Raw genomic sequence first — 12,166 nt, 5'->3', positions numbered from 1 at the left:
AACTCGGAGCCGCTCATTCCGTTCGAACGGGAATTGGCGCTGGTTCGTTCTTACTTGCACATCGAGAAGGTCAGATTTGAAGATTGGCTCTCCTATCAGATTGAAATCTCCACGACGACTGATTTTTTGATCCCGCCCCTGACCTTGCAAACGCTGGTGGAAAATGCGATTCGCCATGGCATCATGCAGCAGGCTGAAGGGGGACATGTGCTCATTCGTGTCTACCGAACAGACGAGCATGTGTGCGTCGCGGTAGAGGATGACGGCGTTGGCATCGCTGCGGATGTCCTCGAACATTTATTTACAGATTCATTGTCTGGTGGAATCGGCTTGAAAAATATCGAGCGGCGATTAAGGCAACTGTTCGGCCAAGGATTGCGGATCAACAGTGCACAAGGGACAGGAACCGAGATTTTGATTCGTCTGCCGCTGGAAAAGGTAGGGATTTCGTATGAAAGTAATCATCGTGGATGACGAGCCGCTTGCCCTTCGCCATCTCGCACAGGAGCTTGAACGCATCGGCGGGCTGAACATTTTGGGACAATACCGCAACCCGCAGCTGGCTCTCGAACGAATCACCCAGGAACCAATGGATGCGGTGTTTCTGGACATTCAGATGCCAGGTGTCAACGGAATCGAGTTAGCCGAGCGAATTTTGCAACTGTATCCGCACATGGCGATCGTTTTTGTGACGGCATACGACGAATACGCAATCAAGGCTTTTGAGCTGAATGCGCTGGATTACATTTTGAAGCCGATTCAACATGAGCGCTTGCAAAAAACGATTCAGCGACTCGGCAAACAAGCGCCGCTTGAGGCTGTTGCAGCTCGTAATGCTGATCCGGAAAACGGATTGATCCACAGCCTTCGCTCTTTGCAACTAGAGCTGGCTGGCCAAAAGCCGCTGACGTTGCGCTGGAAAACCGTAAAAGCACAAGAAATTTTCGCCTTTTTGCTACACCACCGGGGAACGGTTGTCAAAAAACAAGTTCTTCTCGACCAGTTTTGGCCGGGAATCGATTGGAAAAAAGGGATTACGCAGCTTTATACGACCGTTTATCAGATCAGAAAAGTCATCAATGAAGAAAAAATGAGCGTTCAGATCGTCAACTGTGACGAAGGCTACTTGCTGGAGATGAATGGCACGAGACTGGACGTGCAGGAGTGGGAAGCCAACCTGAACACCGCGCCACCGCTTGATCCAGAAACATTGGACGTGCATCTGTCCGTATTACAGCAGTACCGCGGAGATTACTTGTCTGACCATCATTACTTGTGGGCTGAAACCGAACGAATCCGACTGCGCGGAAAATTTCTTCAGCATGCGCACGACATTTTTCGCTTTTTCGTAGAGCGCAACCAGTTGACACAGGCCGTTTCGCATTATTTGCACGTCCAAAAAATCTTGCCTTCCGAAGAAGCACTCTATTATGAACTGATGCGTCTTTACGCCAAGCTTGGCGATCGTTTTTCCGTGGAAAAGCAATACGACTTGCTCGTGTCTATGCTACGAACTGAGTTTGACGCCCAGGCTCATCCGGCGGTTCAAGCGTGGTTTGCGCAGTGGAAACAAAAATCATAACGAAGAGCCGACTTTTTACAGGTCGGCTTTTTTGGTGAAAAAAACCTATTTCTATTTTTGTTTTTAGTATTTTTCACCTATAAATATTGCGTTTCCATGAAAAAATAGGTTTTTTCCAAAAAAAGTGCGACGGTTTCAAAAATCTTTCAGGTGAATGTTGTATCATAAAGAGGGTCTATTTGCCTAAAGAATAGGTTGCAGTTGGGGGACTGCATCTGAAGCAATGTTTGTAGCTGGTTTGAATTGGGAATAGGGGATGAAGAAGAGCATGAGCAAATGTCCATTTTCGTTTTTTCACAGTTTGTGGGGAAGCCGGAAAAAGCCGATGGAGCATTCCAGGTGGCTTGATCAGCAAGATCGCGCAAAAGCAAAGATTGACGTGACCGATCCGACGATCTTGAAGCAGTTGGAAATGATCGATTTGACCATAGAGGAAATCCGGCTGGCAAGCTCGATCCAGAAACTGATCCAGGCACATATTCGCGAGATTGTGTCCGCTTTCTACCAGACGATTACCAATGTCGAAGAACTGAAACAAATCATCCTGGACAACAGCACGCTGGAACGGCTGCAAAAGACGTTGGAGCGGCATCTGATCGAGATGTTCAGCGGGCAAATCGACGGCGAGTTTTTGCAAAAGCGGATTCGTGTAGCAGAAGTGCACTATCGAATCGGCCTGGAGCCGAAGTGGTACATGGGGGCCTTTCAAAACTTGCAAAGTACACTGCTCGATATCGTCCACGAAAATATTGAGAATCGAGTGGAAAGCGTCCGAATTGGCAAAGTGATTTCGAAGATCCTCAATTTTGAACAGCAAATCGTCCTGGAAGCTTACGAAAAAGAAAATTTGCGCCAAAGACAGAAGCAGTATGAACAGGTCAAGGAAGAGCTGAAGGCGAAAATTTTTACGGTTTGCGAGCAGATGACGTCGATTGCCGAGCAGACGAGTGCTTCGATGCAAGAACTGATCTCCAGCAGCAATGAAGTAAACCGCAGTGTTCGCTCGGGAGCGCAGACATCGAGAGAGACGCAGCATCTGGCTTCGCAGGGCAAAGTGAAGCTGGGCGAGCTGGAAGGGCGGATCGAAGCGATTTTCAACCGGACGAATACGATGGAAAAAAGCGTGGAGCTGTTGAACCAATCCGTACGCGAGATTGGCACGGTCATCAAAATCGTCCAGGACATCGCAGGGCAAACCAATTTGCTGGCGCTTAATTCGGCGATTGAAGCGGCACGGGCGCAAGAGCATGGCAAAGGATTTGCTGTGGTGGCCCAGGAAGTTCGCAAGCTGTCCGAGCAAACGAAGCTGTCAGTGGAACAGATCAATTCCTACATCGTCCAAACCCGTACATATACCGAAGAGGTCGTGGGCGCGATTCAGGAGGTTCATCAACTCGTGCAGGCGAGCAAGGCGGAATCCGAAGCGACAGAAGAATCGTTTGCGCACATCGTCCAGTCGATGGCACGCAGTCTTGGCGAGGTTGAAAACGTCGAGGCAGGCATGCGCGTTCTGGTACAAAGCATGGAGGAAATTGGGGTTGCCACACAACAGGTGGTCATCTCGGCTGAAACGCTTCAAGAGGCTGCGGGCATAGCGTAACGCTGTGCAAGTCATCAGAGGAAAGCGGGGGGAAGAGAGTGCAACACCAACTTCACGGAACTTATGATAGCTTTCTTGTTGTTTTATCTTATTTAATCGCCGTCACCGCTTCCTACTCTGCTCTCGATCTGGCAGGCAGAGTGACAATCAGTCGGGGAAAACATCGCGTGCTGTGGCTGATTTTCGGAGCAACATCCATGGGGCTGGGCATCTGGTCCATGCACTTTGTCGGCATGCTGGCCCTGACTTTGCCGATCCATGTTATGTACGATATGGCCTACGTCATCTTGTCTGTCGTACTCGCTATTTTTGTTTCCAGCATCGCTTTGTACACCGTGACCAAAGACGAGCTGACGCCAAAGGAACTCGTCATCTCGGGAGCTTTCATGGCTGCGGGGATATCCGGCATGCACTACACCGGAATGGCAGCGATGATCATCGGGATTACGTATGACAGCTGGTGGGTCGTCCTGTCCGTCATCATTGCGGGTACGGCTTCGGTAGCAGCGCTCTGGCTGCTGTTTTACTTCCGCAAAGATCAGACGCGCTACGCGTCCTTGTACAAGCTGGGCAGCGCCCTGATCATGGGAGCGGCCATCGCGGGCATGCATTACACGGGCATGGTCGCCGCCAGCTTCCACACAGACTCGCTTGTGCGGGAGCACGTGCAAATGCAGATGCAGCCGGAGACGCTTGCGTACGTCATTGTGTTTGCTACGTTTTTGCTATTGGGCGTCACGCTTATAGGCGTGTTCATCAACAAGCGCTTTTCGCAAAAAGATTCCGAGATCGAGGAAAACGAGAGCTGGTATCGATCTTTGTATAAAAACAATGAGTACGGGATTATTTCTCTGGATAAGACAGGCATGGTCATCGACATGAATCCGGCGGTGCAAAAAATAACCGGGTTGATCACCGAGCAATATATCAATCGCCACGTCGCCCAGATCGGATTGCACATTCCGAGAGCAGAGAGAGAGCAGACCAGAAGTTTGTTCTACGAGACGACGGCGCAGCATCTGAACAGCTTTGAAACAGCGTGGAGCTACCCCGGTGGCGATGTCATCAAGCTGAGCGTGATGAAAGTACCTGTGGAAATCGCGGGAGAAATCGTCGGTACACACATCATCGTCAAGGATATTACAGAAGAAAACGCAGCCAAGCAAAAAATCGAATACTTGGCGTACCATGATGAACTGACGGGCTTGCCGAATCGCAGAAGGTTCAACCAACTGCTGGAGGAGGCAATCGAGCGCAGCGCTTCCGAGCAAAAGACGTTTGCCGTCATGGTGCTCGATGTGGATCGCTTCAAGATGATCAACGATTCTTTGGGGCACACCTACGGAGACTTGTTTTTGCAGGGCGTGAGCAAGCGGATTTTGCAGAGTGCAGCTGGATGCGAGGTCACGATCGCCAGGATGGGTGGCGACGAGTTTACGATTCTTTGCAAATGCGAGCCAGACGGCCGGGAAGCATCGGAACTTGCCCAAAAAATCATCGACACATTGAAGCAGCCATTTCATCTGAAGGACAGCGACTTCTACATTTCGGCGAGCATCGGGACAGCCCTTTTTCCAGAGCACGGGTTAGATGCCGTCTCCTTGCTGAAAAAAGCGGATGCGGCGATGTACAAGGTCAAGCGACAAGGGAAAAACGGCCATCTGTTCTACACGGATGACCTCGACGCCCAACTGCTGGATCACATCGAGCTGGAGAGCGATTTGCGCAAAGCGATCGAACGAGACGAACTGGTCGTCTACTACCAGCCGCAGTTTCATTCCGAATACAACCGGATGATTGGCGTGGAAGCGCTCGTCAGGTGGAATCACCCGACAAGAGGACTGCTCTCGCCTGGCCTGTTTATTCCACTAGCCGAAGAAACCGGCTTGATCTACGACTTGGGAACATGGGTTTTGCGCGAGGCGTGCCGCCAGATGAAACGTTGGCATGACGAAGGCGGACCGCTCATTCCTGTGTCGGTCAACCTGTCTTCCCACCAGTTTCATCAGTCCAACCTCGTGACGTATATCCGAAATATCCTGCAAGAAACGGGGCTTGCCCCGGAGTATTTGGAGCTGGAGATCACGGAGAGCATGATGATGGACCCGGCTGTCTCCATTCACATTTTGGAGGAGCTGAACAAGCTTGGCACACGCATCAGCCTGGACGACTTCGGGACAGGCTACAGCTCGCTCAGCTACCTGAAAAAATTTCCGATTCACAAGCTGAAAATCGACCGCTCCTTCATCACCGATATCTCCCAAAACCGCAACGATCGGGCCATCGTGTCCACAATCATTGCGATGGCGCAAAACCTCAAGCTGGATGTCATTGCCGAAGGCATCGAGACAAAAGACCAGCTGGACATTTTGACGGAAAACGATTGCAAAAAAATTCAGGGCTATTACTTCGCCAGCCCGTTGTCGGCGGCAGATGTTGAGACGATGTTCATCATGCCTTCCCGCGAGGCGCAGCACCTTGAATAGAGGCACAGCAGGTCAACCCGCGCTCACCGGGTTGGCCTTTTTTACGGGGAAAAGATTTATCTGAAAAAACGGAATTTCCGGTGAGGAGCAGTTGACAAACGATTCGTTCTGTTATTAAATAAATGGCGAAAGCGCTTTAATTACCAACAAGATGTCAAATGAGGGTCTCAAGATGGCGACTGATTTTTTTCCTAACCACGTCACGATTCCTTCTGTCAGGGACTTGCGCCATTTTCAGATCGCGCTGCAAAGCGACGCTCCGGTGATTCTTTTGTCGGATGTCCATATCGGAAATTTGAAAAGCTTGACGCAAAAATGCCACGAAGCCAAGAAAAAAGTGATTGTGCACGTGGACCTGATCGGCGGCTTGAACAAGGATCAAATGGGAATCAAGCTGCTCAAGGACTTGTTTCAGGTAGATGGACTCATTTCCCCGAGTGCCAAAATTGTCAACCGTGCGAAGAACGTAGGATTGATCGGGATTCACCGATTTTTTCTCCTCGATTCACGCTCGCTGGAAAATGGTTTGAAAGGACTGGAAATGAGCGATCTCGATGCGATTGAGATTCTCCCGGGTCCTTTTGCCAAGCAGTTTGTGAACCAGTTCCGCGCCGTGAAAAATGTCCCGATTCTCGCAGGTGGCTTTATCGATTCGGCAGAAGTCGTTCACGAGCTGTTCGCAGCCGGAATCAACGGTGTGACAACAAGCAAGCGTGAACTTTGGAACATACGCGACAACAAAATACGTTAACGGGTTATGTGTAGATGCGAAACCCTACAGAGAGTTAGTGCGAAAAGGCGCTAACTCTGTGTAGGGTTTTTTGTTTTGGAAAGGGGGTGGTGCAGCGAACGAGCGTGCAAGGGCAAAGCGAAAAACAAATCAAAGGAGGCAACCGAATGGCGGTCATTCAGTTTTTGATCCAGTTGGGCCCATCTGTTATGATGCCGATTATTTTCTTTATTTTGGCGATGATCTTTCGGGTGAAGGTCGGGCAAGGCTTCAAGGCAGCGATGCTGGTAGGGATCGGGTTTGTCGGCATCAACCTCGTAATCGGCCTGTTATTGGGAACGCTGGGCCCGGCAGCAGAAGCGATGGTAAGTCGCTTTGGCCTGTCGCTGACGGTCGTTGACCCGGGCTGGCCTGTCGGTGCGACAATTGGCTGGGGGACGCCGATTGTCCCGATCGTTGTTTTCAGTGCTGTTCTCTTGAATATTTTGTTGCTAATGTTGAAATGGACAAAGACAGTCAACATCGACATTTTCAACTACTGGCATTTCATGCTGACAGGCGGTGTCGTGTATGCGGCAACTAACAGCATCGCAGTTGGTACGATCGCTGCACTCATTCACTTCCTGATCGCGATTGTGATTGCGGACATTACGGCGCCGAAAATCCAGAAAGAGTTCGACTTGAAAGGCGTCTCCTTTGCTCATGCCACATCGGCGATTTACGTGCCCATCGGCATCGCGGTGAACTGGATCATCGAAAAAATTCCCGGTTTGCGGGACATCAAGGCCGATCCGGAGGAAATCACCAAAAAATACGGCGTGATGGGCGAACCGCTCACACTTGGTACGATTCTCGGGGTGTTGCTCGGCATCCTCGCCGGGTTCGGAATTGCGGAAATTTTGACACTCGGCATTCAAGTAGCGGCGGTGATGGTTCTCTTGCCTGCGATGATCAACGTGCTGGTCGAAGGGCTGGAGATCGTGCGGCAGGCGGCGGAACAGTTTTTGAAACAGCGTTTCCCGGACCGCGAGTTTTACATCGGCTTGGATACGGCTCTCTTGATCGGCAACCCGGCTGTGTTGGCTACTGGGCTGCTGCTCATTCCCGGGGCGCTGGTCCTCGCGATTTTGTTGCCTGGCAACAAAGTGCTGCCTTTTGTCGATCTGGCTTCGCTCGTGTTCTTGATCCCGATGGCGGCACCGTATTTGAAAAAGAATCTCGTTCGTCTGTTCGTCTCAGGGCTGGTCATGGTCGCGTTCGTGCTGTACGCGGGAACAAGCATTGCGCCGCTGTACACAACCGCTGCGAATCTCGTCCATGTTTCGCTGCCTGAGGGTGTCAGCGCCACAACCGAGTTGGCCAACCTGGTCGGGGGAGCAACGACTCCGCTCGGCTGGATTCTCATCAAACTAGCTTCAATTTTTGCATGAAACCAGTAAGGGGGAGAGAACGTGGCACCATTTTTGATTGGGATTGACAACGGAGGAACAGTCACGAAAGCAGCTGTCTACACGGTGGACGGACGGGAGCTGGCGGTTTCCAGCAGAAAGACCGTCATGATCATGCCACAGCCTGGCCATACCGAGAGAGACATGGAAGAACTGTGGAAAGCGAATGTGTCCGTCATAAAAGAGGTGCTGGCAAAGTCGGGCATCGATCCTAAAGAAGTGGCGGGCGTGGCTGTCACGGGACACGGCAACGGACTGTACCTCGTCGACGCAGCAGGAAAGCCGGTTGGCAACGGCATCGTCTCGACGGATACCCGCGCCAAGCACCTTGTCGAGCAGTGGTATCAGGACGGAACGGCGGAACGCGTCCTGCCGAAGACGATGCAATCGATCTGGGCAGGCCAGCCTGTGGCGCTCTTGGGCTGGCTGCAAGCGAACAGACGCGAAGCGCTGGAAAAGGCACGCTGGGTTTTGATGTGCAAAGACTTTATCCGCTATCGGCTGACAGGCGAAGCGTATGCAGAGGTGACGGACATCTCCGGCACCAACCTGTTCAACATCAAGGACGTATCCTACGACGATGAACTGCTCGCCGAATTTGGCTTGCAAGGCATCGCGGACAAGCTGCCGCCCGTCAAATACTCTGCTGACATTTGCGGCTATGTGACGGAGCAGGCGGCGAAAGAAACCGGGCTGGCGGTAGGGACACCTGTAGCGGGGGGATTGTTCGACATCGATGCGTCAGCGATTGCCTCTGGCGTCACTGATGAGGACAAATTGTGCGTCGTAGCTGGCACATGGAGCATCAACGAATACATCACGAAAGAGCCAGTCGTCGACAAAGCGTTGTTCATGACGTCCATCTATTGCATCCCCGGCTATTGGCTGACGCTGGAGGGCAGTCCGACTTCGGCGAGCAATCTGGAGTGGTTCACCAACGAATTTTTCAGCCAGGAACACGACGCGGCGCTCAAGCAGGGCATTACCGTGTATGAGCTGTGCAACCAGATGGTAGCCAGCACGAAGCCGGAAGATTCCCACATCGTCTTCTTTCCGTTTTTGTTCGGCTCCAACGTGGACGCCAACGCCAAAGCGTGCTTTATCGGCCTGAATGGCTGGCACACCAAAGCGCATATGGTCAGAGCCTTGTACGAAGGAGTCGTGTTCGGTCACCGCCAGCATATCGACAAGCTGCTCGTCCACCGCTCCCGGCCAAAGGCGGTGCGCCTGGCGGGAGGGGCCACGAGGTCGGAAGAGTGGATGCAAATGTTCGCTGACGTTTTGCAGCTGCCTGTCGAGGTGGTCGAAGGCACAGAGCAGGGAACGCTTGGCGCTTCCATCTGCGCCGGGGTGGCAACGAAGCACTTCGATTCGTTCTCGCAAGCGGCAGAGTCGATGGTGAAAGTCAGCAAAATGTACACGCCACAAGAACAACATAGAGACATCTACGAGCAAAAGTACCAGGCGTATTTGGAAGTGCTGGAAGCATTGCAGCCGTTGTGGAAAAAACTTTCGTGAAGGATGGAGCAGACATGGATTTTGGCATCAAAGGAAAAAGCGCGATTATTACCGGAGCCTCAAGGGGCGTAGGCCGGGCGATTGCCTTGGCGTTGGCGGAAGAGGGCGCAAAAGTCATCATCAATTACAACCGCAGCGCAGACAGTGCAAATGAAGTAGTCGAACTGATCCGGGAACAAGGCGGCGAGTGCATCGCCATCCAGGCCGATCTCGGCCAAAAGGCAGACTGCGACCGACTGATGACTGAAGCGACCGCCGTATTTGGCAGCGTGGATATTTTGATCAACAATGCAGGCGTATGGCCGAAAAACTGGGTGACCGACATTTCCCTGGAAGAATGGAATCACACGATGGATGTCAATTTGACGTCGGTGTTTCTCACCTGCCAAAGCTTCGTCAATCATTTGCTTGCTGAAAACCGCCGAGGAAAAATTTTGAATGTGACTTCGCAGGCTGCTTTCCACGGCTCGACGACAGGTCATGCGCACTACGCCGCCAGCAAAGCAGGAGTGGTTGCGTTCACGATTTCGCTTGCCCGCGAGGTGGCGAAGCAAGGAATCAATGTCAATGCGCTCGCGCTCGGCATTGTGGAGACGGATATGATCAAGGCCGATCTGGAACAGAAAAAAGACTACTACGTCAACCGGATTCCGCTGGGGCGGGTGGCCAAACCGGAAGAAATCGCGGATATCGCCGCTTTCCTCGTCTCCGAGAAAGCGAACTACATCACCGGAGCTACGATGGACGCCACTGGCGGCATGTTGATGAGATAGAAGCACGAGAGAGGATAGGAGGAAGCAAGATGTTGACCACACTGCGTGAAGTAGCAAACGATGCACGAAAAAATCAATACGCCGTTCCGGCTTTTGACTGCGTAGGCGATATTATGGTGCGTACCATTCTCGATACGGCGGAGCGGCTGCAATCGCCCGTCATCCTGATGTGCCTGGAGCACAACCTGCGAGAGCCGAAAGGGTTCGTCTACCTGGCGGAATACATCAAGGCAGTCGCCCCTTTTTACAACATCCCGATCGTTTTGCACCTGGATCACGCGATGGACGTCGATCTCGTCCAGGAAGCGATCCGCTACGGCTTTACTTCGGTGATGATCGATGGGTCGAGTCTGCCGTTTGCCGACAATGTCGCGCTGACCAGGCAAGTGACAGACTTGGCTCGCCCGCACGGAATCAGTGTAGAGGCTGAGCTGGGACATGTGGGCGGAAACGAGCTGGGCGGCGCGTACGGCACAGAGTCGAAACTGACAGAGCCGCATCAGGTTACCGAGTTTGTCGAGCGAACAGGCGTCGATGCCTTGGCTGTCTCCATCGGGACGGCGCACGGTGTCTACACGGCAGAGCCGAACCTGAACGTGGAAAGAATGCAGGAAATCAACCAAGCAAGCCCGGTTCCGCTCGTCCTGCACGGCGGTTCGGGAACGCCGGATGCCCAAGTGCAAGCAGTGGTCAAACACGGAATCAGCAAAGTAAACTTGTACGCCGATTGCCGGATTGCGATGGCAAAAGGCGTGAAGCGGGCTGCCGCTGAAATGACCAGAATCGACCCGTTGCCGGAAGAGATGTTCCTTCCGATCAAGCAGGAGCTGGAGCAAACGGTAGAACACAAAATTCGCATGCTAGGTTCGCTGGGCAGAGCGTAAGAGATATAGGAGTGAGAGAGATGAAAGTTTTGGCGATTGCCGATCGGTTTATTCCTTCCCGCGAGATGGGAGAAGGACTGCAAGAGTTGGAAAAGCTCGGTTTTCAGGTAGAGGTGCGGGAATGGCAGCACAACTCGCTGGAAGAATTGCAAAAAGACAATCTGGCGGTGGAGCTGCACGGGCCGGAAGCGGTGACCATGCCAGACAGCGTCTTTGCCGAAATCGAGCAATATGACGTGCTTGTCGTTCAATTTGCCCCCGTCTCTGCGAAAGTGATCGCGGCGGCAAGCAAGCTGAAAGTCATCGGAATTTTGCGCGGCGGCACCGAGAACGTCGCGATTGAGGCTGCCAAAGAGCGCGGCGTTAGCGTCCTGAATACGCCAGGCCGAAATGCCCGCGCCGTAGCGGAGTTTACGCTTGGCCTGATTCTTTCCGAGGTGCGCAACATCGCCCGTTCCCACGCTGCGCTCAAGCAAGCGGAATGGCGAAAATCTTTTCCGAACAGCGAGGCGATTCCCGAGCTGTTTGCAAAAAAAGTCGGCCTGATCGGATACGGCAATGTCGGTCAGTTGATCGCCGGATTTCTCACCGCCATGGGCTGCGAGATTCTCGTGTACGATGAGTACATCGAGCAAGTGCCGGCTCCGTATCGCAAAGTGGCGCTCGACGAACTGTTGCAGCAAGCCGATATCGTTTCCTTGCATTTGCGGCTGACAGAAAAGACTCAGCATTTTATCGGGGAGCACGAGCTTGCGCAAATGAAGCCGAACGCAGTTCTGATCAATACGGCGCGCTCCGGGCTGATTGATGAAAAAGCATTGGTGGCATACCTGCAAGCAGGCCGGATTGCCGGAGCCGCTTTGGACGTGTTTGACAATGAGCCGCTGGCAGCGGATGATCCGTTGTTGCATCTCGACAATGTGACCATTACACCGCACATGGCGGGCAGTACGCGCGATGCCTTCACGAACAGTCCGAAACAGATGGCGGGCTACTTGGCCAACATCGTCCGCAAAGAGGGGAACGTCCCTGTTGTAAACGAAGTATTACCTCAACTGTAACAAGCTTCCAAAAGCCTTTGCTCATCGGTTTCGCCGCGAGCAAAGGCGTTGTTTTTTCACCGAGAAAAAGGATTGACTTGTCAG

At 52.5% G+C, this 12,166-nt stretch carries 10 protein-coding genes; all 10 read left to right on the top strand.

Annotated elements, in window-relative coordinates; all coding sequences use genetic code 11:
• The first annotated feature begins 54 nt into the window (after positions 1 to 54).
• Positions 55 to 474, top strand: a complete 420-nt coding sequence (locus tag IRJ17_RS21310) for a sensor histidine kinase (protein WP_173595740.1) — start codon at positions 55 to 57, stop codon at positions 472 to 474.
• Positions 452 to 1,582 (top strand): response regulator, encoded by a 1,131-nt coding sequence (locus tag IRJ17_RS21305; RefSeq protein WP_173595741.1) that lies wholly within the window; start codon positions 452 to 454, stop codon positions 1,580 to 1,582. The genes IRJ17_RS21310 and IRJ17_RS21305 overlap by 23 nt, the downstream gene beginning before the upstream one ends.
• 268 nt (positions 1,583 to 1,850) lie before the next feature.
• On the top strand, positions 1,851 to 3,182 hold the full coding sequence (locus tag IRJ17_RS21300) for a globin-coupled sensor protein (RefSeq protein ID WP_242771828.1): 1,332 nt from the start codon (positions 1,851 to 1,853) through the stop codon (positions 3,180 to 3,182).
• A 38-nt stretch (positions 3,183 to 3,220) separates the two neighbouring features.
• On the top strand, positions 3,221 to 5,668 hold the full coding sequence (locus tag IRJ17_RS21295) for a bifunctional diguanylate cyclase/phosphodiesterase (protein ID WP_173595743.1): 2,448 nt from the start codon (positions 3,221 to 3,223) through the stop codon (positions 5,666 to 5,668).
• A 172-nt stretch (positions 5,669 to 5,840) separates the two neighbouring features.
• Positions 5,841 to 6,419, top strand: coding sequence for a glycerol-3-phosphate responsive antiterminator (locus tag IRJ17_RS21290; protein ID WP_122965794.1), 579 nt, complete (start codon positions 5,841 to 5,843; stop codon positions 6,417 to 6,419).
• Positions 6,420 to 6,565: 146 nt separating this feature from the next.
• Positions 6,566 to 7,828: a PTS galactitol transporter subunit IIC gene (locus IRJ17_RS21285; RefSeq protein WP_007785236.1), complete on the top strand. Its 1,263-nt coding sequence runs from the start codon at positions 6,566 to 6,568 to the stop codon at positions 7,826 to 7,828.
• 21 nt (positions 7,829 to 7,849) lie between these two features.
• On the top strand, positions 7,850 to 9,364 hold the full coding sequence (locus IRJ17_RS21280; protein ID WP_217021741.1) for an FGGY-family carbohydrate kinase: 1,515 nt from the start codon (positions 7,850 to 7,852) through the stop codon (positions 9,362 to 9,364).
• Positions 9,365 to 9,378: 14 nt separating this feature from the next.
• The gene (locus IRJ17_RS21275) at positions 9,379 to 10,137 is read left to right on the top strand and encodes an SDR family NAD(P)-dependent oxidoreductase (RefSeq protein WP_173595745.1); all 759 of its coding nucleotides are present in this window, start codon (positions 9,379 to 9,381) and stop codon (positions 10,135 to 10,137) included.
• Between the two features lie 29 nt (positions 10,138 to 10,166).
• Positions 10,167 to 11,021, top strand: coding sequence for a class II fructose-bisphosphate aldolase (locus IRJ17_RS21270; RefSeq protein ID WP_173595746.1), 855 nt, complete (start codon positions 10,167 to 10,169; stop codon positions 11,019 to 11,021).
• Positions 11,022 to 11,041: 20 nt separating this feature from the next.
• Positions 11,042 to 12,082 (top strand): 2-hydroxyacid dehydrogenase, encoded by a 1,041-nt coding sequence (locus IRJ17_RS21265; protein WP_242771826.1) that lies wholly within the window; start codon positions 11,042 to 11,044, stop codon positions 12,080 to 12,082.
• Positions 12,083 to 12,166: the final 84 nt, after the last annotated feature.

This window comes from Brevibacillus parabrevis, assembly GCF_022701015.1.
GTDB lineage: Bacteria > Bacillota > Bacilli > Brevibacillales > Brevibacillaceae > Brevibacillus > Brevibacillus parabrevis.
This window is presented reverse-complemented; position numbering and strand designations above follow the sequence as displayed.